Source organism: Streptomyces puniciscabiei (assembly GCF_006715785.1).
Taxonomy (GTDB): domain Bacteria; phylum Actinomycetota; class Actinomycetes; order Streptomycetales; family Streptomycetaceae; genus Streptomyces; species Streptomyces puniciscabiei.
The window spans coordinates 5,120,298-5,143,829 of record NZ_VFNX01000001.1 but is presented as its reverse complement, the minus strand read 5'-3'; the positions used below and the strand labels follow the sequence as shown (position 1 = coordinate 5,143,829).

General features: G+C 72.5%; 20 protein-coding genes. 12 read left to right on the top strand and 8 right to left on the bottom strand.

The annotated features are described in order from the left end of the window. Nucleotides 1–288 precede the first annotated feature (288 nt). The 5 genes from FB563_RS23795 to FB563_RS23775 form a co-directional block, all read right to left on the bottom strand. Complete coding sequence (locus FB563_RS23795; protein WP_142218884.1) at nucleotides 289–3,390, bottom strand: efflux RND transporter permease subunit; 3,102 nt, start codon at nucleotides 3,388–3,390, stop codon at nucleotides 289–291. A 153-nt stretch (nucleotides 3,391–3,543) separates the two neighbouring features. Next, the gene (locus FB563_RS23790; protein ID WP_142218883.1) at nucleotides 3,544–4,221 is read right to left on the bottom strand and encodes a response regulator; all 678 of its coding nucleotides are present in this window, start codon (nucleotides 4,219–4,221) and stop codon (nucleotides 3,544–3,546) included. Further along, complete coding sequence (locus FB563_RS23785; RefSeq protein ID WP_142218882.1) at nucleotides 4,218–5,438, bottom strand: sensor histidine kinase; 1,221 nt, start codon at nucleotides 5,436–5,438, stop codon at nucleotides 4,218–4,220. Before FB563_RS23785 ends, FB563_RS23790 begins: the two co-directional genes overlap by 4 nt. A gap of 64 nt (nucleotides 5,439–5,502) precedes the next feature. After that, complete coding sequence (gene pspAA, locus FB563_RS23780; protein WP_142218881.1) at nucleotides 5,503–5,781, bottom strand: PspA-associated protein PspAA; 279 nt, start codon at nucleotides 5,779–5,781, stop codon at nucleotides 5,503–5,505. Between the two features lie 32 nt (nucleotides 5,782–5,813). Continuing rightward, on the bottom strand, nucleotides 5,814–6,605 hold the full coding sequence (locus tag FB563_RS23775) for a PspA/IM30 family protein (RefSeq protein WP_142218880.1): 792 nt from the start codon (nucleotides 6,603–6,605) through the stop codon (nucleotides 5,814–5,816). Nucleotides 6,606–6,861: 256 nt separating this feature from the next. On the opposite strand from FB563_RS23775, the gene FB563_RS23770 reads away from it, so the two are divergent. The 3 genes from FB563_RS23770 (at nucleotide 6,862) to FB563_RS23760 (ending at nucleotide 9,388) form a co-directional block, all read left to right on the top strand. Beyond that, the gene (locus FB563_RS23770) at nucleotides 6,862–7,491 is read left to right on the top strand and encodes a DUF3043 domain-containing protein (RefSeq protein WP_208766306.1); all 630 of its coding nucleotides are present in this window, start codon (nucleotides 6,862–6,864) and stop codon (nucleotides 7,489–7,491) included. Between the two features lie 83 nt (nucleotides 7,492–7,574). Next, the gene (locus tag FB563_RS23765) at nucleotides 7,575–8,276 is read left to right on the top strand and encodes a class I SAM-dependent methyltransferase (RefSeq protein WP_055709720.1); all 702 of its coding nucleotides are present in this window, start codon (nucleotides 7,575–7,577) and stop codon (nucleotides 8,274–8,276) included. Nucleotides 8,277–8,332: 56 nt separating this feature from the next. Continuing rightward, entirely contained in the window at nucleotides 8,333–9,388 is a 1,056-nt protein-coding gene (locus FB563_RS23760; protein WP_055709719.1) for a S1C family serine protease, read from the top strand. A 49-nt stretch (nucleotides 9,389–9,437) separates the two neighbouring features. Here FB563_RS23760 and FB563_RS23755 read toward each other — a convergent pair whose 3' ends face one another. Next, a complete protein-coding gene (locus tag FB563_RS23755) occupies nucleotides 9,438–9,650 on the bottom strand; it encodes a hypothetical protein (RefSeq protein ID WP_055709718.1) in 213 nt (70 codons plus the stop codon). 81 nt (nucleotides 9,651–9,731) lie between these two features. Between FB563_RS23755 and FB563_RS23750 the strand changes: the two genes are divergently transcribed. Further along, nucleotides 9,732–10,934: a bifunctional adenosylcobinamide kinase/adenosylcobinamide-phosphate guanylyltransferase gene (locus FB563_RS23750; RefSeq protein ID WP_055709717.1), complete on the top strand. Its 1,203-nt coding sequence runs from the start codon at nucleotides 9,732–9,734 to the stop codon at nucleotides 10,932–10,934. Between the two features lie 122 nt (nucleotides 10,935–11,056). Here FB563_RS23750 and FB563_RS23745 read toward each other — a convergent pair whose 3' ends face one another. Next, on the bottom strand, nucleotides 11,057–12,040 hold the full coding sequence (locus FB563_RS23745; RefSeq protein ID WP_055709716.1) for a class I SAM-dependent methyltransferase: 984 nt from the start codon (nucleotides 12,038–12,040) through the stop codon (nucleotides 11,057–11,059). 133 nt (nucleotides 12,041–12,173) lie between these two features. Here FB563_RS23745 and cobT point away from each other — a divergent pair, with 133 nt between their 5' ends. The 3 genes from cobT (at nucleotide 12,174) to FB563_RS43530 (ending at nucleotide 15,956) form a co-directional block, all read left to right on the top strand. Further along, the gene (gene cobT, locus FB563_RS23740) at nucleotides 12,174–13,277 is read left to right on the top strand and encodes a nicotinate-nucleotide--dimethylbenzimidazole phosphoribosyltransferase (RefSeq protein ID WP_055709715.1); all 1,104 of its coding nucleotides are present in this window, start codon (nucleotides 12,174–12,176) and stop codon (nucleotides 13,275–13,277) included. 68 nt (nucleotides 13,278–13,345) lie between these two features. Next, the gene (locus tag FB563_RS23735; RefSeq protein WP_234358036.1) at nucleotides 13,346–15,145 is read left to right on the top strand and encodes a phosphatidylglycerol lysyltransferase domain-containing protein; all 1,800 of its coding nucleotides are present in this window, start codon (nucleotides 13,346–13,348) and stop codon (nucleotides 15,143–15,145) included. A gap of 46 nt (nucleotides 15,146–15,191) precedes the next feature. Next, nucleotides 15,192–15,956: a hypothetical protein gene (locus FB563_RS43530; protein WP_055709713.1), complete on the top strand. Its 765-nt coding sequence runs from the start codon at nucleotides 15,192–15,194 to the stop codon at nucleotides 15,954–15,956. On the opposite strand, the gene FB563_RS23725 is transcribed toward FB563_RS43530, so the two are convergent. Beyond that, complete coding sequence (locus FB563_RS23725; RefSeq protein ID WP_055709712.1) at nucleotides 15,896–16,660, bottom strand: hypothetical protein; 765 nt, start codon at nucleotides 16,658–16,660, stop codon at nucleotides 15,896–15,898. The two genes, FB563_RS43530 and FB563_RS23725, sit on opposite strands and share 61 nt — an antisense overlap. A 60-nt stretch (nucleotides 16,661–16,720) precedes the next feature. On the opposite strand from FB563_RS23725, the gene FB563_RS23720 reads away from it, so the two are divergent. The 5 genes from FB563_RS23720 to sucB all read left to right on the top strand — a co-directional run bounded on the left by FB563_RS23720 (nucleotide 16,721) and on the right by sucB (nucleotide 23,481). Continuing rightward, on the top strand, nucleotides 16,721–17,506 hold the full coding sequence (locus FB563_RS23720) for an adenosylcobinamide-GDP ribazoletransferase (protein WP_055709711.1): 786 nt from the start codon (nucleotides 16,721–16,723) through the stop codon (nucleotides 17,504–17,506). Nucleotides 17,507–17,554: 48 nt separating this feature from the next. Next, the gene (locus FB563_RS23715; RefSeq protein ID WP_234358035.1) at nucleotides 17,555–18,163 is read left to right on the top strand and encodes an RDD family protein; all 609 of its coding nucleotides are present in this window, start codon (nucleotides 17,555–17,557) and stop codon (nucleotides 18,161–18,163) included. Nucleotides 18,164–18,395: 232 nt separating this feature from the next. After that, nucleotides 18,396–19,955, top strand: a complete 1,560-nt coding sequence (locus tag FB563_RS23710; protein WP_055709710.1) for a leucyl aminopeptidase — start codon at nucleotides 18,396–18,398, stop codon at nucleotides 19,953–19,955. Between the two features lie 267 nt (nucleotides 19,956–20,222). Next, entirely contained in the window at nucleotides 20,223–21,611 is a 1,389-nt protein-coding gene (gene lpdA / locus FB563_RS23705; protein WP_055709709.1) for a dihydrolipoyl dehydrogenase, read from the top strand. Between the two features lie 61 nt (nucleotides 21,612–21,672). Further along, on the top strand, nucleotides 21,673–23,481 hold the full coding sequence (gene sucB / locus FB563_RS23700) for a 2-oxoglutarate dehydrogenase, E2 component, dihydrolipoamide succinyltransferase (protein ID WP_142218878.1): 1,809 nt from the start codon (nucleotides 21,673–21,675) through the stop codon (nucleotides 23,479–23,481). The last annotated feature ends 51 nt before the right edge of the window (nucleotides 23,482–23,532 follow it).

Here is a 23,532-nt window from a genome sequence, read left to right as displayed (position 1 = left end):
CGGCGACCGCTCACCCCCGCGCTCGCCCTCCGAACCGCCCACGTTCTCAGACGAGTTCCTCCCCGCTCCCGACACCATCGCCTCGACCAGCGTGCCCAGCACCTCCGCCCGGCGTTCCTCGTTGAGACCCTGGGAGCGGATGAAGGTACGGCTCACACAGCCCGCGAGGGCTGCCGCCACCGCCCCCGGACCGAGCGCGCCGCCTGGCCCGTGCACAAGGAGGTCGACCACGTCGAACGGCCGGGCATCGCACCCGTGCGACGCCCGGCCGTCGTACCTGTCGGCCGTCTAGACCCCCGCGGGCTCCAGGGCCTCCCGGATCTTCGGCTCCTTCCTGGCCGCCCGCTTCTTCGCCCGGCGCTCCTTGCGGAGCTCCAGCATCGCGTAGAGCGTCGGCACCAGCAGGAGCGTCAGCAGGGTCGAGGTGATCAGGCCGCCGATGACGACCACCGCGAGGGGCTGGGCGATGAAGCCGCCCTCGCCGGTGACGCCCAGGGCCATGGGAAGCAGCGCGAAGATCGTCGCGAGCGCCGTCATCAGGATCGGGCGGAGCCGGTGGCGGCCGCCCTCGACGACGGCTTCCACGACGCCGTGGCCCTGCCTCCGGTACTGGTTGATCAGGTCGATCAGCACGATCGCGTTGGTCACCACGATGCCGATCAGCATCAGCATGCCGATCATCGCCGGGACGCCCATCGGAGTGCCGGTGGCGACCAGCAGGCCGATCGCACCCGTCGCCGCGAAGGGGATGGAGACCAGCAGGATCAGCGGCTGGGCCAGCGAGCGGAAGGTCGCCACCAGCAGCATGAAGACGATCGCGATCGCCGCCAGCATGGCCAGGCCCAGGTTCTTGAACGCGTCGTTCTGGTCCGAGGTCACGCCGCCGATCTCGGCCTTCGCGCCCGCCGGGAGCTTCAGCGCCTTGATCTTCGACTGGAGCTTGGTGCTGATCGCACCCGTGTTGTCGCCCGCCGGCCTGGCGGTGATCGTCGCGGCGCGCTGCCCGTCGATCCGGGTCAGCGACACCGGGCCGTCCTCCAGCCGCACCGTGGCGATGTCGCCCAGCTTCACCGGGCCGAGGCGCAGCGCCTTCAGCTGGGCCAGCGTGGTCGCGGGCTTCGCCGACCGCACGACGACATCGCGCTCGGTGTCGTCGAGGACCGCCTTCGCCGCCGTCGTACCGCGCACCGCCTGGGCGACCGCCGCTCCCAGCTTCTGGTCGTCGAACCCGGCCGCGGCAGCCTTGGCGTTCGCCTTCACCGAGATGCGGGGCACGCTCGTGGAGAGGTCGCTGGTGACGTCGGTGACGCCGTCCAGGCCGGCGACCGTGGAGCGGACCTGCTCGGCTGCCGTACGCAGCGCCTGCGGGTCGGACGCCTTGACCACCACGCTCAGGTTCTGGTTGCCGAAGCCGTCACCGGCCGACACCGTGGTCGTACCGATGCCCTTGAGCTGCTTCAGGCCCGTCTCCAGGCGCTTTTGCACCGTGTCGTACGACTTCGAGTCCTTGAGCATCACCTGGTACGACGCCTGGTTGGTGTCCGTGCTGCCGCCGAAGGCCGCCATGAAGCCGGAGGAGCCGACGGTGACCTGGTAGTCCTTGACGCCCTCGGTGGCGGCGAGCAGCTTCTCGACGCGCTTGGCCTGCCGGTCCGTCTCGGCGAGGCCGGTGCCGGGCTTCAGCTCCTGCTTGACCGTGAGGACCTCCTGGTCGCCCTGGTCGAAGAAGTTCGTCTTCAGCAGGCCGCCCATGCCGAAGGTCACCACCAGGACCACGATCGCGATCAGGACACTGGTCAGGCGGCGGCGCGTGGCGAAGCGCAGCACGGGGACGTAGGCGCGCTGGAGGCGGCTGTTCGCCTCCTTCTCCTCGGCCCGGCGGCGGGCCTCGGCGGCGTCCTCGGGGGTGCCCTTCGGGGCGCGCAGGAACCAGTACGACAGCACGGGCACGACGGTCAGCGACACCAGCAGGGAGGCCAGCAGGGCCGCCGTCACCGTGATGCTGAAGGAGCCGAACAGGGCGCCCACCATGCCGCCGACCAGGCCGATCGGCAGGAACACCGCGACCGTGGTGAGGGTGGAGGAGGTGACGGCGCCGGCCACCTCGCGCACGGCGTTCAGGATCGCGTCCGTGCGCTCCTCGCCGTAGCCGAGGTGCCGCTTGATGTTCTCCAGGACCACGATCGAGTCGTCGACCACCCGGCCGATGGCGATGGTCAGCGCGCCGAGCGTCAGCATGTTCAGCGACAGGCCGCGCGTCCACAGCACGATCAGGGCCAGCACCACGGACAGCGGGATGGAGACGGCCGTGACCAGCGTCGAGCGGATCGACGCGAGGAAGACCAGGATGACGAGGACGGCGAAGAGCAGGCCGAGCGCGCCCTCGGTGGTCAGGCCCTTGATGGACTTGGACACCGCGGGGCCCTGGTCGCTGACGACCGTGAGCTTCGCGCCGGAGCCGAGCTGCTCGCGCAGGCCGGGCAGCTTGTCCTTGACCGCGTTCGAGATGGTGACCGCGCTGCCGTCGTGGTCCATGGTCACGTTGACGGCGAGGCTGGGCCTGCCGTCGGTGCGGGTGATGGAGTCGGCGGGGGCCGGCTGCTCCTTGACGGTGGCCACGTCACCGAGGCGTACGGGCTTCTCCCCGCCCTGGCCGGTGACCATGAGGTCCTGGATCTGCCGCAGCGAGGTGAAGCCGCCGCCGACCTGGACGGTGCGGTTGGCCCCGTCCTCGTCGAAGGAGCCGGCCGGGACCGTCGCGCCGCCCGCCTGGAGGGCCTGGCCGAGCGCGGCGGAGGTGAGACCGGCCCGCGCCAGCTCGGCGTCGTCCGGGGTGACGGTGACCTGCAGGTCGCGGACGCCGGTGACCTGGACGCGGCCGACGCCGTCGATGTCCTTCAGCGTCGGCACGACCGTCTTGTCCAGCTGGTCGGCGAGCGCCTGCTGGTCCCTGTCGGAGGTGACGGCGAGGACCACGGTCGGCATGTCGTCGGTGGAGCCGGATATGACCTGCGGGTCGACGGCGTCCGGGAGCTGGTTACGGGCCCGGTTCACGGCCTGCTGGACGTCGGAGACGATCCGCTTGGTGTCGTTGCCGTAGTCGAAGGACGCCATGATCACGGCGTTGCCCTCACTGGCGGTGGAAGTGACGCCGGTGACACCGTCGACGCCCTGCAGGTTGTTCTCGATCGGCTCGACGACCTGCTTCTCGACCACGTCGGGCGAGGCGCCCTGGTACGGCGCGATCACCGACACCATGGGCAGGTTGATGGTGGGCAGCAGCTGCTGCTTGATCTGGGGGATCGCGATCAGCCCGAAGACGAGCGCGACGAGCGACATCAGGCCGATCAGGGCCCGTTGCCGGAGGCTGAATCTCGACAGCCAGGACATGGATCAGGGTCTCTCAATCTGTGAGCGGCAGACCCTCTCACCCTGAGCCACGCCAGAGCACGTTTTTGTAAGCCCTGGGTCCATTTCCTTATCCGGGCCCTACTCCGCCCGCAGTACGCCAGGGTGGAGATCCGCAGTACGCCAGGGTGGAGATCAGTCCATCCTCGGCCGGACCAGCCCCGACTCGTACGCGATCACCACGAGCTGCGCCCGGTCGCGCGCGCCCAGCTTGGCCATGGCCCGGTTGACGTGCGTCTTCACCGTCAGCGGGCTGACCTGGAGGCGCTCGGCGATCTCGTCGTTGGAGTGGCCGCCGGCGACCTGGACCAGCACCTCGCGCTCCCGCCCGGTGAGCGCGCCGAGCCGGTCGGAGCGGGCCGGGTCGCGGCCGTCGTCGTCGCCCTGGGCGAGGAAACGGGCGATCAGCCCCTTGGTGGCGGCCGGCGACAGCAGGGCCTCACCGCCCGCCGCGACCCGGATGGCGCTCAGCAGCTCCTCCGGCTCGCTGCCCTTTCCGAGGAAGCCGGAGGCGCCCGCGCGCAGGGCCTGGATGACGTAGTCGTCGACCTCGAAGGTGGTCAGGATGACCACGCGTACGTCCGCCAGCGAGGGATCGGCGCTGATCAGCCGGGTGGCGGCGAGCCCGTCGGTGCCCGGCATCCGGATGTCCATGAGGACCACGTCGGCTGCCTGCTCCTTCGCCAGCCGGACCGCCTCCGCCCCGTCGGAGGCCTCCCCCACCACCTCCATGTCGGGCTCGGAGTCGACCAGCACCCGGAACGCGCTGCGCAGCAGGGCCTGGTCGTCGGCGAGCAGGACACGGATCGTCATACGGGCTCCCCCGGGGCCGTCGTACGGGTCTTGAGGGGCAGGATCGCATGGACGCGGAAGCCGCCGCCGTAGCGGGGCCCGGTGGTGAGGGTGCCGCCGAGCGCGGTGACCCGCTCGCGCATGCCGAGCAGTCCGTGCCCGCCGCCGGCCTCGGGCCGGCCTGCCGCGCCCGCGCCGTTGTCCAGCACGGTGACCTCGATGTCCGTCCCCACCCGTACGACGCTGACCTCGGCCCTGGCCTCGGGTCCGGCGTGCTTCTGCACGTTGGTCAGGGCCTCCTGCACGATCCGGTAGGCGGCCAGGTCGACGGCGGCGGGCAGTTCGGCGCCCTGGTCGGCGCGGGCCACCTCCACGGGCAGGCCGGCGCTGCGGAAGGTGCCGGCCAGCTCGTCCAGCCGGCTCAGGCCGGGAGCGGGCTCGGTGGGGGCCTCGGGATCCCCGGACTGGCGGAGCAGTCCGACGGTGGCGCGCAGTTCGTCGAGCGCGGACCGGCTGGCCCGGCGGACGTGGGCCAGGGCCTCCTTGGCCTGGTCGGGCCGCTTGTCCATGACGTGCGCGGCCACCCCTGCCTGGACGTTCACCAGGGCGATGTGATGGGCGACGACGTCGTGCAGGTCACGGGCGATGCGCAGCCGCTCCTCGGCGACCCGGCGGCGGGCCTCCTCCTCCCGGGTGCGCTCGGCCCGCTCCGCCCGCTCCCGGATGGCCTGGACGACCGCGCGCCGGCTGCGTACGGCGTCCCCGGCGGTGGCGCCGATGCCGGTCCAGGCGAGCACGCCGATGTTCTCCTGCGCGTACCAGGGCAGCGGGCCGCCGAGCATCGCGGCCGCCGTCAGCACGGTCATGGTGAGCAGGCCGACGCGCCAGGTGGTGGTGCGGTCGGTGGTCGCGGCGACGGTGTACAGGGCGATCACGGCGGACATCGCGACCGGGGCGCGGGGGTCGCCGGTGACGCACTCGATCACGGAGAGGGCGCCGGTGACGGTGAGGACCGTCTTCGGGGCGCGGCGGCGGAAGACCAGCGTGGCCGCGGCGAGCAGCATGAGCAGGAGGCTGAGGGGGTCCGGGGTGCGGATGCCCCAGGTGACACCGTTGTTGCCCCTGGGGGTCACGAAGGATCCCGCGATCATGCACACCAGCACGCCTGCGGCGATGGCCGCGTCCAGCGCGAGGGGGTGCGCCTTGAGACTGCAGCGGGCGCGGTCGAGGGTGCTCACGGATGGAACAGTACGGGTGCCGGCAAGGCCACGAGCGCCCCGAGCTCTCAGGCGCCCCCTCGCCTCACCCGGGGATCAACCCGTCGTCGGCGAGCATCGCCCGCACCTCCTCCAGCGACGCGTCCGGCGCCGGAAGGATGAGCTCGGAGGGCTCCAGCGCGTCGTCGGGAAGCGGCGTGCCGAGTCGCCGGACGGCGTCCAGGAGCGCGGCGAAGGTGCGGCGGAACGCCGCCTCGTCGCCGCTCTCCATCTCCGCCAGCAGCTCGTCGTCCAGCTTGTTCAGCTCGACGAAGTGGGAGTCGTCCAGCCTCACCTGGCCCTCCCCCATGATCCGTACGATCACGTCGGCCTCCTCGGCTCGGGTCCGGCGCCGGGCTACTGCTTGTCGAAGCGCGGGGTGTCCTGCGGCTGCTGCTGGGTCTGCCCCTGGCCGGTGCCGCCCTCGATGGCCTGCTGAGGGGAGCCACCGGCCAGCTCGGCCTTCATGCGCTGCAGTTCCAGCTCTACATCACTACCACCGGAGAGCCGGTCCAGCTCGGCCGCGATGTCGTCCTTGGCCATGCCGGTCGGGTCGTCCAGGGCGCCGGAGGCGAGCAGCTCGTCGATGGCGCCGGCCCGGGCCTGCAGTTGCTGCGTCTTGTCCTCGGCACGCTGGATGGCCAGGCCGACGTCGCCCATCTCCTCGGAGATGCCGGAGAAGGCCTCGCCGATCCGGGTCTGCGCCTGGGCGGCGGTGTAGGTGGCCTTGATGGTCTCCTTCTTCGTACGGAACGCGTCCACCTTGGCCTGCAGGCGCTGGGCCGCGAGGGTGAGCTTCTCCTCCTCGCCCTGGAGGGTGGCGTGCTGCGTCTGGAGGTCGGTGACCTGCTGCTGGAGCGCGGCGCGCCGGGACAGCGCCTCGCGGGCCAGGTCCTCGCGGCCGAGCGCGAGCGCCTTGCGGCCCTGGTCCTCCAGCTTGGAGGACTGCTGCTGCAACTGGTTGAGCTGGAGTTCCAGGCGCTTGCGGCTGGTCGCCACGTCGGCGACGCCGCGGCGGACCTTCTGCAGCAGCTCCAGCTGCTTCTGGTACGAGTAATCGAGGGTCTCGCGCGGGTCCTCGGCCCGGTCAAGGGCCTTGTTCGCCTTCGCGCGGAAGATCATCCCCATACGCTTCATGACACCGCTCATGGGCTTCGCGCGCCCCCTTCTGACGGACTCCAGCTCACAGATCCTGCGACAGGACCCACAGTACGGGCCCTGACTCCATTACCGCACTGTTCGGGGACGGATGCGCTCATCCCCGAGGACGACTGCGGACGGTACCGCTCCGGCGCAAGGAGTAGGTGATCCCCCACCAGTCCCCCGCCGGCCCCACCGGAACGTCCCCTCTGTCCCCCTACAGACGTCCGGTGTTGCCGGATCGTTCCCGGCCGGGCTGGGGTCCATGCCGGTGAAGCCCTTACCCTTGGGTTTTGTGTTCCGTAGCCGTGCCAAGGACGAGAAGGCCCCTACCGCCGACAAGGCGCAGGTGAACCTCTCCAAGCAGCCCCGTGACCCGCAGGCCCCGAAGGGCAGGCCCACGCCCAAGCGCAGTGAGGCCCAGTCCCAGCGGCGCAGCGTGGCCCACACGCCCACCAACCGCAAGGAGGCCGCGAAGCGCCAGCGCGAGGAGCGGCGCCAGGCCCTGGAGCGGCAGCGCCAGGCGCTGGCGACCGGTGACGAGCGCTACCTGCCCGCCCGGGACAAGGGCCCGGTCCGCAAGTTCGCCCGCAACTGGGTGGACTCGCGGTTCAACGTGGCGGAGTTCTTCCTGCCGCTCGCCGTGGTGATCCTGGTGCTGAGCGTGGTGCGGGTGCCGGCGATCCAGTCGATCGCGCTGCTGCTGTGGCTGGTGGTGATCGTGCTGATCGTGCTCGACGCGGCGTTCAGCGGCTTCCGGCTGAAGAAGCGCCTCAAGGAGCGCTTCCCGGACGAGAACACTCGGGGCGCGGTCGCCTACGCCCTGATGCGCTCCCTCCAGATGCGCCGGCTCCGGCTGCCGAAGCCGCAGGTCAAGCGCGGAGAGCGGCCCTGAGCGCAGAGGCCTTCACCGGGGGCGCGGCCGAGGCCTGGCTGAGCAGGCTGGGCAGGCTGCGTGACGTCGTACGCCAGGAGCTGGTGGCACGGCAGCTGGACGAGCAGATAGCCGGGCGGTTCCCGGTCGGGCAGCGGCTGCGGGTTCTCGACGTGGGGATGGGCCAGGGCACGCAGGCGCTGCGGCTGGCCCGGCTCGGCCATCAGGTGACCGGGGTCGAGCAGGACGCGACGATGATCGCCGCCGCGCGTGCGGCGCTGGCCGCCGAGCCGCAGGGCATCCGTGAGCGGGTGCGGCTGGTGCAGGGCGACGGGCGGGACACCGGCGTGCACTTCCTGCCGGGCAGCTTCGACGTGGTGCTGTGCCACGGGGTGCTGATGTACGTCGAGGAGCCCGACCCGCTGGTCGCGGGCCTGGCGCGGATGCTCGCCCCCGGCGGACTCCTCTCCCTGCTCGTCCGCAACGGCGACGCGCTCGCCATGCGGCCGGGCCTGTCCGGTGACTGGGCGGGCGCCCTGGCCGCCTTCGACACGACCGCCTATCGCAACCGCCTGGGTCTGGACGTCCGCGCCGACCGGCTGTCGGCGCTCACCGCCACGCTCGCCGGGATCGCGGCCCCCCTGCACGCCTGGTACGGCGTGCGCGTCTTCACGGACACGGCGGCGGACGACGCGGAGCTCCCGGAGGACCTGCACACGCTGCTCGCGGTCGAGGAGCGGGCCGGGCGCACGGACCCCTACCGGCGGGTGGCGGCGCTGCTGCACCTGTGCGGCGTACGGGGCTGAGTCCGTTCGGGCCAACAGCGCGGGCCGGGTGATCGGCGCGCGGTGAGACTCGGGGCATGGACGCTTCCCCGATCCGTGCCCTGCGGAGGGTCGCGGCCGCCGCGGCGCTGGTGTGCTGTGTGGCGGCGAGCTGCAGCGCGAACTCCCCCGAGGAGGCCACGGCGACGGCACCGCATGCCGTGCCGATGGCCGCGGGTGATCTGCAGAGCCAGTACCAGAGGGTCATCAAGGAGGCCCTGCCGTCGGTCGTGCAGATCCAGGCGGGACACACCCTGGGCTCCGGGGTGGTGTACGACGGCAAGGGGCACATCGTCACCAACGCGCACGTGGTCGAGTCGCAGAAGACGTTCAAGGTGACCGCGGCCAACAGCCAGGAGCCGCTCACCGCGCGCCTGGTGTACTCCTACCCCGCGCAGGACCTGGCCGTGATCAAGCTGGACAGGGTGCCGGCCGGGCTGCGGGCGGCGAGGTTCGGCGACACCGGGAAGGTGCAGGTCGGCCAGATCGTGCTGGCCATGGGCTCGCCGCTCGGCCTCTCGTCCAGCGTGACCCAGGGGATCGTCTCGGCGACCGGACGGACCGTCAGCGAGGTCCCGGGCGGGGGTACCGGCGCGACCCTCGCGAACATGGTGCAGACCTCGGCCGCCATCAATCCCGGCAACAGCGGCGGCGCGCTGGTCGATCTGTCCGGGCGGGTCATCGGCATCCCGACGCTCGCCGCCGCCGACCCCGCCCTCGGGGGCAGCGCGGCGCCCGGCATCGGGTTCGCCATCCCGGCGTCGATGGTGAAGACCATCGCCGGACAGATCGTCAAGGAAGGCAGGGTCACCGACTCGGGGCGGGCCGCGCTCGGCATCACCGGCCGGACGGTCCTGGACGACCGCTACCGGCCCATCGGGGTGGCGGTGGTCAGCGTCAAGCACGGCGGCGCGGCGGACCGGGCGGGCCTGCGCCCGGGCGACATCATCACCAAGCTGGGCGACCGGCCGATCACCACCATCACCTCCCTCTCCGAGGCGCTGGCGGCGGACACCCCGGGCCGCAAGACGTCCGTGACCTACCAGCGGGACGGCGCCCGGAAGACGGTGGAGGTGACGCTGGGCGAGCAGTGACGAGGGGCACGACCCCCACGGCCGCGGGGGCCGCACCCCAGGGCACGGGCTAGGCCGCGTCGGCGTGCAGGCTCATCGGCCCGTAGATCTCGGTGTTCTCCTCGAACAGCCGCACCTGGTCGGCGCCGCCCTCCAGGAGTGCCTTCCAGTGCTCGCCGATCCAGGACTCGGCATCCCCCTGCGTGGTGAACTCCTCGGGCTGGACCGCCGGCTGGACCTCCGTCCCGTCGGCCTTCTCGAACCGCCACGTCCATGCCGTCATGTGGGCCTCCTAGTGATCCAACTCGTGCTCGCAGCCTAGCCGGAAGCGCAAGACCTGCTGAGACAGGTGAGAATCGATCCCGTGGAAATCACTCTGCTCGGTACTGGTGCCCCGGCTGGGCTGCCGCGACCCGGCTGTCCCTGCGCCGCCTGCGCGGGTGCGCTGGGGCCGGACGCCCGCGCGGCCACCGCCGTGCTGGTCGACGGGGAGCTGCTGCTCGACCTGACGCCGGGCGCGGCGTTCGCGGCGGCGCGGGCCGGGCATTCGCTCGCCGGGGTGCGTCAGGTGCTGCTGTCGCATCCGCACGACGGACCGGCGGTGGAGGTGCCGGCCGGGCTGCCGCAGCCCGGGAGGGTGCCCGACGGACGGGAGTTGGCGCTGCTGACGGGGCATCGGGTACGGGCCGTGGCGATGGACGCGGGCGGCACCGGCTACGCGGTGACCGGGCCGGACGGACAACGGCTGCTGTATCTGCCGCCGGGCGGGGCGCCGGCGGGTCTTCAGGAGGCGACGGCGGAGTCGTACGACATGGTCCTCATGGACGTCGTCGGCCGCCCGGACGCGCTGGCACGCCTGCGGGCGGTGGGTTCGGCCGGCCCGACCACCGATGTGCTCGCCGTCCACCTCGACCATGACGTGCCGCCCGGCGCGGAGCTCAGGCGCCGGCTGGCGGCGGCCGGGGCGCGGGCGGTGCCGGACGGTACGACGCTCCCGGTCGGCGCGTACGAGGACGTGCCGGACGTGCCGCGCCGGACACTGGTGCTGGGCGGGGCGCGCTCGGGCAAGTCGGTGGAGGCCGAGCGGCGGCTCGCGTCCTTCCCGGACGTGCTGTACGTGGCGACCGGCGGGACGCGGGGCGGGGACGGCGAGTGGGCCGAGCGGGTGGCCGCGCACCGGGAGCGGCGGCCGGGGTCGTGGCGTACGGCGGAGACGACGGACCTGGTGCCGCTGCTGGGCGAGGACGGGCCGCCGCTGCTGATCGACTGCCTCTCGCTGTGGCTGACGGATGCCATGGACGCCGTCGGGGCGTGGGACGACGCGGAGTGGGCGGGCGGGGGTGAGAAGACGCTGCGCTCGCGGGTACGGGAGCTGACGGAGGCGGTGCGGTCGACTCGGCGGACCGTTGTCGCCGTCTCCAACGAGGTGGGGTCGGGGATCGTGCCGGCGACCGCGTCCGGGCGGCGGTACCGGGACGAACTCGGGCGGCTGAACGCGGCGTTCGGGGAGGAGTGCGAGCAGGTGCTGTTGGTGGTGGCGGGGCAGGCGTTGGTGCTCCGGGGTTGAGGGGCGCCCGGTGATCGGCTGTGCGTGGTGGGGTCGCTCACCGGCGCCCTCGAAGGGGCGCGGGGCGGTATCGATGTGCGGCTCCGCCGCGTGGGCTCGACCAGCCCACCACACTCCCGCGGTCAGCCACGGTCCTTGCGGGCCACGATCCTGTATGCGTTGGAGAACGGTGTGCGGCGCAGCAGGGGTGCCAGGGCGTGGTCCAGAACCGAGGCCAGCACCCGCACGGGCGCCGCGGCGGCGGTCAGTGCGGCATGCGGGGCCGAGGCCAGGGCCACGGCGCCCGACAGGTCGTGAGGCACGTGGGGATCCGTACGGTCGATCACCAGAACCGTGCAGCCGAGGCTCTCCAGCTCCGCCCGCAGATTTGCCAGGGGCAACAGGTGCAGGTGACGGGGCTGGCCGTACGGGAGCCAGAGCCTGCCGAGCAGCGCGGCGAACCCGCAGCGGGGGTCGGCGACCTCGACGACGAGGTGGCCGCCGGGGCGGAGGGCCATGAGGGCGGCGCGGAGTTCGGCGCGCGGGTCGGGGGTGTGCTCCAGATGCCGGAACATGCTGACCACGTCGTACCGGCCGCGCAGCCGGGCCGTCATGCCGGGGGTGGCGAGGTAGCCGCGGTGGGCCTCCTCGACCCGCTCCTCCAGTTGGGCCTGCTGCACCCGGGCCGTCGGGTCCAGGCCGTCGAAGCTCGTGTAGGGGAAGAACTCCTTCGCCGCCTCGGGGAAACGGGCGTGGCCGGTGCCCACGTCCAGCCAGCTCTCCGCCTCGGCCAGCGCCGACAGCCTCCGGGCGGTGGCCCGGTGCCGTCGGCGGACGGCGTGGGCGGACTGGACGCGCGCGGTGAACTCCTCCAGGTGCCGTTCGTAGAAGTCCCGGTGGAAGAAGGCGAATCCCTCGGCCGTGAGCCGGGGGTTCTGGAAGACGTGGGCGCAGTCGCGGCACTGGTCGACGGCGAACCGGCCCGGCCGGTGCCGCAGGGGGTCGACCACGCGCACCCGGGTGCGCAGGCGTGCCGAACCGCACCAGGGGCAGTCCTCGCGGCGCGGTTCGAGGAACGGGTCGGAGGACCGCGGAAGGGGCGTCGGCGTGAAGGGCGAGGTCGGCATGGGCGGCTCCCTGGGCGACATTCCGCTGCAAACCGGAACGTATGGGATGCCGATCTTGGGTGCAACGACGTCATGGGGGTGTGGTGGCCATGTGGCGCGGAAGCGTTCGTTCTCTGGCGGTACTGTTCGGCGAATGAGCAGGCTTAATCTGGACGACTTCACCGATCTGATCGAGCGCCCGGACGGGGGCGTGCGCCGTGACGCCGAGGCCCGGCGGGAGCGCCAGATCGTGCCGCCCGGGGCGCTGGGCCGCCTCGACGAGCTGGGCGAGTGGCTGTCCGCCGCGCAGAGTGCCGTTCCGGTACGGACCGTGGAGCGGCCGAAGGTGATCCTCTTCGCCGGTGACCACGGCGTCGCCGAGCTGGGCGTCTCGGCGCGCCCGGCGGGCAGTGCCGAGCAGCTGGTGCGGGCCGTGCTGGAGGGCGCGAGCCCGGTGTCCGTGCTCGCGCGGCGGCAGGAGGTTCCCGTACGGATCGTGGACATGGCCCTGGACTGCGATCCCGACTCCTTCCCGGAGGACGTCGTACGGCACCGGGTGCGGCGCGGCAGCGGCCGGATCGACATCGAGGACGCGCTCACCCTGGAGGAGGCCGAGGCGGCGCTGCGCGCGGGCGTCGCGGTCGCCGACGAGGAGGCCGACTCGGGCACGGACCTGGTGGTGCTGGGTGACGTCAGCGTGGGCGGGACCACGGCCGCGGCGGTGCTGATCGCGGCGCTGTGCGGGACGGACGCGTCGGTGGTGACCGGGCGGGGCGGCCTCGCGATCGACGACCTGGCGTGGATGCGCAAGTGCGCGGCGATCCGGGACGCGCTCCGGCGGGCGCGGCCGGTGCTCGGGGACCAGCTGCAGCTGCTCGCGACCGTGGGCGGGGCGGACCTCGCGGCGATGACCGGGTTCCTGCTGCAGTGCGCGGTGCGGAAACTGCCGGTGCTCCTCGACGGGGTGGTGGCCGCCGGCTGCGCGCTGGTCGCGCAGCGGGTCGCCTTCCGGGCGCCGGACTGGTGGCTGGCCGGGCACGACAGCGGGGAGCCGGGGCAGGCCAAGGCGCTGGACCGGATGGCCCTGGAGCCGCTGCTGCAGCAGGGGGTGAAGGTCGGCGAGGGCACGGGTGCGCTGCTGGCTCTGCCGCTGGTGCGGGCCGCGGCGGCGCTGGCCGCGGAGCTTCCCGAGAAGCCGGAGACCGGGAAGGAGCCGGAGGAGGAGACCGCCGGCCCGGAAACCGCGGACCAGGAGTAACCGGCTCCGGGCGAACCCCCGGCGGAAAAGTGAGGTTCGCCGGAGCGACACCCATATGATCCTGCGTCATGGGAGATGCCCGAAATGCCGTGCCGCAGCAAGTCGAGCCGGGGCGTCCGGGTGAGGAGGGGCGGCGGTCCACCGGGGCTTCCCGGCGGGCCGCCGCCTTCGCCGTCTGGTATCTGCGGACCGTCGCCTTCATCAACTTCCTCAGCGCGGTCTGGGTCTCGCTCGGCCAGGACGTGCGCCGGCACAATCAGGACGACTTCTTCACCCCGTACCTGCTGACGGCCGGCTTCGCCTCGGGCGTCTTCACCGCTTTCCTGGCGATCACCATGCGGCGCCGGAAGCGGGCCGCCTGGATCCTCAACCTGGTGATCAGCGGCGCCTTCCTCGCCCTGTTCGCGTTCGCCATGGTGTCGTTCCCGGAGATCCGGCGGTATGCGCAGAACTGGATCTCGCTGGGGCTCACCACCGTGTTCTTCGGCGCGCTGCTCGTGGGCCGCCGGGAGTTCTACGCCAAGGGCGACCGGTCCAACCCGCGGCTCGCGGCGACGGTCGCCGTCGGCGGCGGGCTGGCCTCGAGCCTGCTGGCCGGGCTGCTGGTGACGGTCACCAACCAGGCGCCGGACGCGGCCCGTTCGACCTTCTGGGAGCGCTGGCACTACGGCGCCCTGCGCCTGGTGTCGGTGGCCGCCGACGAGTCCCGCTTCCCCGGGATCGACCCGCCGAACTGGGCGAACGTCACGATCAACGTGCTCAGCACGGCCCTCGTCCTCGCCGTGTTCTACGCCGCGTTCCGCTCCCGACGCGCCGTCGACCCGCTCACCGAGGACGACGAGAAGCAGCTGCGGGCCCTGCTGGACCGGCACGGCGAGCGGGACTCGCTGGGCTACTTCGCGCTGCGCCGGGAGAAGAGCGTGGTGTGGTCGCCCACGGGCAAGGCGGCCGTCGCCTACCGGGTGGTCGGCGGGGTGAGCCTGGCCTCCGGGGATCCGCTCGGGGATCCGGAGGCGTGGCCGGGCGCGATCGTGCCGTGGCTTGCCCAGGCGCGGGCACACGGCTGGATCCCGGCGGTGATGGGGGCGAGCGAGGAGGCGGGGACGGTCTACGCCCGGCACGGGCTCGACGCGCTGGAACTCGGCGACGAGGCGATCGTGGAGGTCGCCGACTTCACCCTGGAGGGCCGGGCGATGCGGACGGTCCGGCAGGCGTACAACCGGGTGAAGCGGGCCGGGTACCAGGTGCGGATCCGGCGGCACGAGGACATTCCGGCGGACGAGATGGCGTATCTCGTCGAGCGTGCGGACGACTGGCGGGACGGGGCGACCGAGCGCGGGTTCAGCATGGCGCTCGGCCGGCTCGGGGACCCCGAGGACGGGCAGTGCGTGATGCTGGAGTGCACCGACGCCGGGGGGAGGCTGCGCGCGCTGCTGTCCTTCGTGCCCTGGGGGCCGCGCGGGCTGTCGCTGGACCTGATGCGCCGCGACCGGGACTCCGACAACGGGCTGATGGAGTTCATGGTCATCGAACTGCTGCGGCGCGCCGACGAGATCGGGATCACGCAGGTCTCACTCAACTTCGCGATGTTCAGGTCGGTCTTCGAACGTGGGGCGCGCCTCGGTGCCGGTCCGGTGCTGAGGCTGTGGCGGTCGCTGCTCAGCTTCTTCTCCCGCTGGTGGCAGATCGAGTCGCTGTACCGCGCCAACGCCAAGTACCGGCCCATCTGGGAGCCGCGGTTCCTGCTCTTCGAGAAGAGCGCGGACCTGCTGCGCATCGGCCTCGCCTCGGCCCGCGCGGAGGGCTTCCTGGAGGCGCCGGGACTGCCGAAGTGGCTGCACCGCAGGCACCTGGACACGCACCGCTAGACACCCGGACACGCACCGCTGAGCAACGGCCGATGAGGAACGTCTGATGAGAGCGCTCGCCCGCTGGGCCCGTGAGGAGTGGGGGCCGCTGTACGTCACCGTACGCACGGCCCTGCCGGAGCGGCGCCTGCGGGCGGCACCGATGACCCTCGGCGCGGTCTGCCTGACGGCCCTGCTGCAGTACGTGCAGAACCGGCCGTGGGGCTACCAGTTCGTGCAGGACGTGGGCGCCGTACGGGCCGAGGACCCGCTGTGGCTGGCCCTGCTGCGCACGCCGCTGTCGCTGTTCGTGCCGGCGCTGGATCTGCCGGTGTGGGGCGCGCTGACCCAGATCCTGCTGGTGTTCGGGATCGCGGAGGTGTGCATCGGCTGGTGGCGGACGCTGGTCATCGCGTACGCCGCCACGCTCGCCGGAACCCTCTACGCGCGCGTGGGCATCTCGCTGGGCGCGCACGCCCCGTTCGGGCTGCCGTGGACGGACGCGCAGGTGGTGGACACCGGTCCGTCGGCGGCCGTGGTGGGTCTCGCCGTGTTCGTGAGCTGGCGCTACGGCGCGTACGTCACCTCGGGCGCGGTGACCCTGGCGATGGTCGCCGAGGTGCTGGTCAAGGAGAATCTGGCGGGCAAGGAGCACCTGGCCGCGCTGATGGCCGTGGGGCTGATCTGCCTCGCGGTCGCGGTGCGGCACCGGTACGGACACCGGCTGCGCCTGAGGCCGCGCCACGTGTACGGCCGCATGCGGTGGCGGGTTCAGCGGCGGTCCGGCAGCCGGGCCGGGCGCGGGTCGGGCTTGCCGCCGATCCAGTCCTGAACGGCGCGGCTGCGCCGGGCCCAGCGGCGGTCGTGCCGGTAGGCGCGCAGAGCGGCCTTGGCGCGGGCGCGCGGCCGGCGGCCGTAGAAACGGCGGGCCCACGGGGAGCCGGGGCGGGCCAGCCGTACCGCGCCGACCAGCGCGACCAGCGGCACGACCACCCCGAAGACCGCGACGCGCGCCTTGCCCTTGCTCAGGGCGATGAGCGCGCAGAGGAAGTTCATGCCGATGGTGCTGAGGGCGCCGCCGCGGTCCTGGAGCTCCTGCGGGGACAGGTCGTTGACGCCGAAGGGGACGAACCCGGCGAGCAGCAGCCCGACGAGGGCGGCGGTGAGCACGACGATCTCGACGCTCTTGCGGCCCTCCTCGGTCCAGTACACGTCGTCCAGATGCAGGATCAGCGCGAACTCGTCCAGCACCAGCCCGACGCCCATCCCGAACAGGACGGCGGCGACGGTGCCGGCCGCGCCGTGCCAGTCGCTGGCGAGCATGCCGAACCCGCCGACGACGGTGAGGACGACCCCGGGGACGACGTGGTGGATGTGCATCCCGCCCGCCCTGACGTTCCCGAACGGGCCCTTGCCGGCCCGGATCAGCCGGGTGATCACCCGGGTGACGACGAACGTGAGCAGGAAGGCGGCGAGAGCCAGCAGCAAGGGGAGCTTGCCCGGTTCGACGATGTTCCGTACCCACCAGTGCCCCATATGCGCACCTTATCCCCGGGGGTGGACGGCGGCTCCGCGACCGCCCGGTAACCTGCGCCGGTGCGCAAGTCCTCCCCCCTCGACGGCCTCCGCTTCGCCTTCGGCACCCTCACCGTGCTGCCCGTCCGGGTGCACCGCTGGGACCGCGGGACCGCCCGCGGCGGGATGCTGAGCGCCCCCGCCGCGGGCCTGGCCGTGGGCCTCTGCGCGGCCGGGCTCGGACTGCTGCTGCTCCTGCTCGGCGCCGGCCCGCTGCTCGCCGCCGTCGCCTCCGTCGCCGTACCGGCGGCGCTCACCCGGGGGCTGCACCTCGACGGCCTCGCCGACACCGCCGACGGCCTGGGCAGCGGCAAGCCCGCCGAGGACGCGCTGCGGATCATGAAGCAGTCGGACATCGGGCCGTTCGGCGTCATCACCCTGGTCCTGGTGCTCCTGGCCCAGGTCGCCGTCCTGGCACAGCTGTACGGCGACTCCTGGGCGCGGGGTGCCCTGGCGGCGGTCGTCTCGGCGGTCACGGCCCGGCTCGCCCTCACCCTGGCCGCCCGCACCGGAGTGCCGGCCGCCCGCCCGGAGGGGCTGGGGGCGGCGGTCGCCGGGGTGGTGCCGGTACCGGGCGCGCTCGCCGTCACGGCAGCCCTCACGATCGGTTCGGCGGCCTGGGGCACGGCGCTGGGCCCGTACGACGCCGTGCGTACGGCGGCCGCGGTCCTGCTGTCCCTGGCCGTGGCCGACCTCCTGCTGCGCCGCTGCGTGCGCCGGTTCGGCGGGGTGACGGGGGACGTCTTCGGGGCTTTGGCGGAGACGGCGGCGACAAGCGCCCTCATCGTGCTGTCCCTGGGCCGCTAAGCTGCTCTGCCGTACACGGACAAGAGCGTTGTGATTCGGGGGAGTTCCGTGCTCAAGCTGCGCCGCGCCCTGGCCTGGTCCATAGACTTCGCACTGGTGGCGGTGGTGGCCGCCGTGCTGGCCGTCCTCACCTTCCACCGCGTCACCGCCCTCGTCACCGACGTGCCCTCGCTGGCCACGAAGGGCGGCCTCGACCTCGTGACCTCGCGCGGTGATGTCATCGGCGCCTCCGAACACCTCGGCCTGTCCCTGTGGGACACGGTGGTCCTGGACGTGGAGGAGGCCTTCGGCGCGCTCGTCGTCGTCACGTTCCTCTACCAGTGGGCCTGCCTCGCGCTGCTCGGCCGCACCCTCGGCAAGGGACTGCTCGGCCTGTGCGTCACCCCGCGGCTGTCCCGGCACGCCCTGCGCCGCGCCGCCGTCACCACCGTCGCCGACGTCGCGGTGTACGCGCTGGCCTGTGTGCTGCTGATCGAGGGGCACTTCGGTCTCTCGGTGCTGGTGTGGGCCATCGCGGTGGTGCTGTTCCTGGTCAACGCCCTGACGGTGGTCTTCCCCGGTCGCCGCTCCCTCGCCGACCGGCTGGCCGGCACCTCGGTCATGGGCGCGCTCCAGCGGGCGGAGTCCGGTCCGATGGGCAGCGCGTTCCAGCGGTGAGCCCCCCGCCCCGGGGAGGCGGAAGTGAGCACGACGCCACGCACAGGTGAACGCCCGCAGGAATGAGCGAACGGGCGCACGCGCGTAGTCTCGTCCCGGGTGTTCGCCGACAGGGTGAAGGCCCCGGTTGCCACCTGCGCCCAGGTATGGACCTAGGGTCGGCTCTCGGGCCCGGTCGACCCACCCCACTTCGGCCACAGCAACTTCACATCGGAAGCGAGATTTCACCACCGTGACTGCTCTGACTCTCAGCACCGCCGCGGCGCCCGGCCTGCGGGCCGACGCGATCGTGATCGGTGTCGCCAAGGGCGCTGGATCCAGGTCTGGGGACCTTGTCGTAGCGCCGGGCGCCGAAGCCGTGGACAAGGCGTACGACGGCAAGCTGGCGGCCGTCCTGGAGACCCTCGGCGCCTCGGGTGCCGAGGGCGAGCTGACCAAGCTGCCCGCGCCGGCCGGTTTCAAGGCCCCGATCGTCGTGGCGGTCGGCCTGGGCACGGAGCCGGACGCCAAGAGCGAGGACGGCGAGGGCTACGACGCCGAGGCGCTGCGCAAGGCCGCCGGCGTCGCCGCCCGCGCGCTCGCCGGCTCGAAGAAGGCCGCGTTCGCGCTGCCCGTCGACGGCCCGGGCGCCGTCGGGGCGATCGGCGAGGGCATCCTGCTCGGCGCGTACTCCTTCGACGTCTACAAGGAGAACGGCCCGCAGGCGAACGGTGGCAAGGCCAAGAACGGCAAGGCGCCGCTGGCCGAGGCCGCGCTGCTGGGCGGCAAGCCGCGTGACGCCGCCCACAAGGGGGCCGTCGCCCGCGCCGTCGCGGTCTGCGAGGAGCTGAACCGCGCCCGCGACCTGATCAACATGCCGCCGAACGACCTGACCCCGGCCGCCTTCGCGGGCATCGCGCAGACCGCGGCCAAGGAGCACGGCATCAAGGTGCAGGTGCTCGACGACAAGGCCCTGGTCAAGGGCGGCTACGGCGGCATCCTCGGCGTCGGCGGCGGCTCGGCGGCCACCCCGCGCCTGGTGAAGCTGTCGTACAAGCACCCGAAGGCCGACAAGCACCTGGCCTTCGTCGGCAAGGGCATCACCTACGACTCCGGCGGCATCTCGCTGAAGCCGGCCGGGCACAACGAGACGATGAAGTGCGACATGAGCGGTGCCGCCGCCGTGTTCGCCGCCGTCGTCGCCGCCGCGCGTCTCGGCCTGGAGGTCAACGTCACCGGCTGGCTGGCGCTGGCCGAGAACATGCCGTCCGGCTCCGCCGTGCGCCCGGGTGACGTGCTGCGCATGTACAGCGGCAAGACCGTGGAGGTCCTCAACACCGACGCCGAGGGCCGGCTGGTGCTCGCCGACGCGCTGTGGGCGGCCTCGCAGGAGAACCCGGACGCCATCGTGGACGTCGCGACCCTCACCGGCGCGATGATGCTGGCGCTGGGCAGCCGGACGTTCGGCGTCATGGCCAACGACGACGCCTTCCGCTCCGCGGTGCACGAGGCGGCGGAGGAGGTCGGCGAGCCGGCCTGGCCGATGCCGCTGCCGGAGCACCTGCGCAAGGGGATGGACTCGCAGGTCGCCGACCTCGCGAACATGGGCGAGCGGATGGGCGGCGGGCTGGTCGCCGGGCTCTTCCTGCGCGAGTTCGTGGGCGAGGGGATCACCTGGGCGCACCTGGACATCGCCGGTCCCGCGTTCAACGAGGGCGGGCCGTTCGGGTACACGCCGAAGGGTGGTACGGGATCGGCCGTGCGTACGCTGGTGCGGCTGGCGGAGCTGACCGCGGCGGGTGACCTGGGGTAACGGTCGCCCAAGAGCTCGATTCCGGCCGTCGTACGGCGGCTTGCAGGGGCGTGGGGGTTGTTCGCGCAGTTCCCCACGCCCCTTCGGGGCGCTCTAGTGGGACGTCTCACACCCCAGCCCGGCGTCTCGTCCGCCTCGAACAAGTGCAAAGATGGAGCCCGGCAGGACAGGGCCCCACCGAAGGGCCGAAGCATCAAGCGGCCGGACACCAGCCGCCCGCCGGTCACTGGAGATCGGCGCAAGGCGCACATGCATGGAGGACGTGACGTGGCGAACGACGCCAGCACCGTTTTCGACCTAGTGATCCTCGGCGGTGGTAGCGGTGGTTACGCCGCGGCCCTGCGCGGGGCGCAGCTGGGCCTGGACGTCGCCCTGATCGAGAAGGACAAGGTCGGCGGCACCTGCCTGCACCGGGGTTGCATCCCCACCAAGGCCCTGCTCCACGCGGGCGAGATCGCCGACCAGGCCCGCGAGAGCGAGCAGTTCGGCGTCAAGGCCACCTTCGAGGGCATCGACGTCGCGGCCGTCCACAAGTACAAGGACGGTGTCATCTCCGGCCTGTACAAGGGCCTGCAGGGTCTGATCGCGTCCCGCAAGGTGACGTACATCGAGGGCGAGGGCCGGCTGTCCTCCCCCACCTCCGTCGACGTGAACGGGCAGCGGATCCAGGGCCGCCACGTCCTGCTGGCGACCGGCTCCGTGCCGAAGTCGCTGCCGGGCCTGGAGATCGACGGCAACCGGATCATCTCCTCCGACCACGCCCTCGTCCTGGACCGCGTGCCGAAGTCCGCGATCATCCTGGGCGGCGGTGTCATCGGCGTCGAGTTCGCCTCGGCGTGGAAGTCCTTCGGCTCGGACGTCACGGTCATCGAGGGCCTCAAGCACCTCGTCCCGGTCGAGGACGAGAACTCTTCGAAGCTTCTTGAGCGCGCGTTCCGCAAGCGCGGCATCAAGTTCAACCTCGGCACCTTCTTCCAGAAGGCCGAGTACACCCAGGACGGCGTGAAGGTCACCCTGGCGGACGGCAAGGAGTTCGAGGCCGAGGTCCTCCTCGTCGCCGTCGGCCGCGGCCCCGTCTCGCAGGGCCTGGGCTACGAGGAGCAGGGCGTCGCCATGGACCGTGGCTACGTCCTGGTCGACGAGTACATGCGGACCAACGTCCCGACCATCTCCGCCGTCGGTGACCTCGTCCCGACGCTCCAGCTCGCGCACGTCGGCTTCGCCGAGGGCATCCTGGTGGCGGAGCGTCTGGCCGGTCTGAAGGTCGTCCCGATCGACTACGACGGTGTCCCGCGGGTGACGTACTGCCACCCGGAGGTCGCCTCCGTCGGTATCACCGAGGCCAAGGCCAAGGAGATCTACGGCGCGGACAAGGTCGTCGCTCTGAAGTACAACCTGGCGGGCAACGGCAAGAGCAAGATCCTGAACACCTCGGGCGAGATCAAGCTCGTCCAGGTCAAGGACGGTGCCGTGGTCGGCGTCCACATGGTCGGCGACCGGATGGGTGAGCAGGTCGGCGAGGCCCAGCTGATCTACAACTGGGAGGCGCTGCCGGCCGAGGTCGCCCAGCTCATCCACGCCCACCCGACGCAGAACGAGGCGATGGGCGAGGCGCACCTGGCGCTCGCCGGCAAGCCGCTGCACTCCCACGACTGAGCCTTCGGTCAACGGGCGCGACGACACAGACTTCCGCAATTCGTTAGGAGCAACCGAAACCATGGCGGTTTCCGTAACCCTTCCGGCGCTCGGTGAGAGCGTCACCGAGGGCACTGTCACCCGCTGGCTGAAGGCCGAGGGCGAGCGCGTCGAGGCCGACGAGCCGCTGCTGGAGGTGTCGACCGACAAGGTCGACACCGAGATCCCCTCGCCCGTCTCCGGTGTCCTGTCCTCCATCAAGGTCGCCGAGGACGAGACCGTCGAGGTCGGCGCCGAGCTGGCCGTGATCGACGACGGCACCGGCGCCCCCGCGGCCGCCCCGGCCCCCGCCGCCGCCGAGGCCCCGGCTCCGGCCGCCGAGCCCGCGCCGGCCCCGGTCGCCGAGGCCCCGGCCGCCCCGGCCCCCGCCGCCGCTGCCCCAGCCGCTCCCGCCGGTGGCGCCCAGGGCACGGACGTGGTCCTGCCCGCGCTCGGTGAGTCCGTCACCGAGGGCACCGTCACCCGCTGGCTGAAGTCGGTCGGTGACTCCGTCGAGGCCGACGAGCCGCTGCTCGAGGTCTCCACGGACAAGGTCGACACCGAGATCCCGGCGCCCGCCTCCGGCGTGCTGCTGGAGATCGTGGTGAACGAGGACGAGACCGCCGAGGTCGGCGCCAAGCTCGCCGTCATCGGCGCCCCGGGTGCCGCCCCGGCCGCCGCTCCGGCTCCGGCCGCCCCGGCGCCCGCCGCCGCTGCCCCGGCCGCTCCGGCCCCGGCTCCGGCCGCCCCCGCGGCTCCGGCTCCGGCGCCCGCCCCGGCCCCGGCCCCGGCCGCCCCCGCCGCTGCCGCCCCGGCCCAGCCCGCGGCCCCGGCTCCGGCGCCCGCCCCGGCCCCGGCTCCGGTCACCCCGGCCACCGCGCCGACCCACCCGACCGCCACCCAGGCCACCGACGAGGGCGCCTACGTGACGCCGCTGGTGCGCAAGCTCGCCGCCGAGAACGGCGTCGACCTGGCCACCGTCAAGGGCACCGGCGTCGGCGGCCGGATCCGCAAGCAGGACGTCATCGCCGCCGCCGAGGCCGCGAAGGCCGCCGCCGCAGCCCCGGCTCCTGCCGCTGCCGCTCCGGCCGCCGCTGCCGCGAAGAAGGCGCCGGCCCTGGAGGTCTCCCCCCTCCGCGGCCAGACCGTCAAGATGCCGCGCATCCGCAAGGTCATCGGCGACAACATGGTCAAGGCGCTGCACGAGCAGGCCCAGCTGTCGTCGGTCGTCGAGGTCGACGTCACCCGCCTGATGCGGCTGCGCGCCCAGGCCAAGGACTCCTTCGCCGCGCGCGAGGGCGTCAAGCTCTCCCCGATGCCGTTCTTCGTCAAGGCGGCGGCCCAGGCGCTGAAGGCCCACCCGGTCATCAACGCCAGGATCAACGAGGCCGAGGGCACCATCACCTACTTCGACTCCGAGAACATCGGTATCGCGGTGGACTCCGAGAAGGGCCTGATGACCCCGGTCATCAAGCACGCCGGCGACCTCAACATCGCGGGCATCGCCAAGGCCACGGCGGAGCTGGCGGGCAAGGTCCGCGCCAACAAGATCACCCCGGACGAGCTGTCCGGCGCGACCTTCACCATCTCCAACACCGGTTCGCGCGGTGCGCTGTTCGACACGATCATCGTGCCGCCGGGCCAGGTCGCGATCCTCGGCATCGGTGCCACGGTCAAGCGTCCGGCCGTCATCGAGACCGAGGAGGGCACGGTCATCGGCGTCCGCGACATGACCTACCTGACCCTCTCCTACGACCACCGCCTGGTCGACGGCGCCGACGCGGCCCGTTACCTGACGGCGGTCAAGGCGATCCTGGAGGCGGGCGAGTTCGAGGTCGAGCTCGGTCTCTGACGCCTCTTCGGGTAGTACGGCACCCCGTCCGGAGCTTTCCGGGCGGGGTGT

Coding starts and splice junctions, on each gene's coding strand:
- FB563_RS23745 (WP_055709716.1), bottom strand. CDS start 12,040: ATGCCGACCTCGCCCTTCACGCCGACGCCCCTTCCGCGGTCCTCCGAC.
- FB563_RS23790 (WP_142218883.1), bottom strand. CDS start 4,221: ATGACGATCCGTGTCCTGCTCGCCGACGACCAGGCCCTGCTGCGCAGC.
- FB563_RS23795 (WP_142218884.1), bottom strand. CDS start 3,390: ATGTCCTGGCTGTCGAGATTCAGCCTCCGGCAACGGGCCCTGATCGGC.
- cobT (WP_055709715.1), top strand. CDS start 12,174: ATGAGCAGGCTTAATCTGGACGACTTCACCGATCTGATCGAGCGCCCG.
- FB563_RS23755 (WP_055709718.1), bottom strand. CDS start 9,650: ATGACGGCATGGACGTGGCGGTTCGAGAAGGCCGACGGGACGGAGGTC.
- FB563_RS23760 (WP_055709719.1), top strand. CDS start 8,333: ATGGACGCTTCCCCGATCCGTGCCCTGCGGAGGGTCGCGGCCGCCGCG.
- FB563_RS23770 (WP_208766306.1), top strand. CDS start 6,862: ATGCCGGTGAAGCCCTTACCCTTGGGTTTTGTGTTCCGTAGCCGTGCC.
- FB563_RS23725 (WP_055709712.1), bottom strand. CDS start 16,660: ATGGGGCACTGGTGGGTACGGAACATCGTCGAACCGGGCAAGCTCCCC.
- FB563_RS23775 (WP_142218880.1), bottom strand. CDS start 6,605: ATGAGCGGTGTCATGAAGCGTATGGGGATGATCTTCCGCGCGAAGGCG.
- sucB (WP_142218878.1), top strand. CDS start 21,673: ATGGCGGTTTCCGTAACCCTTCCGGCGCTCGGTGAGAGCGTCACCGAG.
- FB563_RS23735 (WP_234358036.1), top strand. CDS start 13,346: ATGGGAGATGCCCGAAATGCCGTGCCGCAGCAAGTCGAGCCGGGGCGT.
- FB563_RS43530 (WP_055709713.1), top strand. CDS start 15,192: ATGAGAGCGCTCGCCCGCTGGGCCCGTGAGGAGTGGGGGCCGCTGTAC.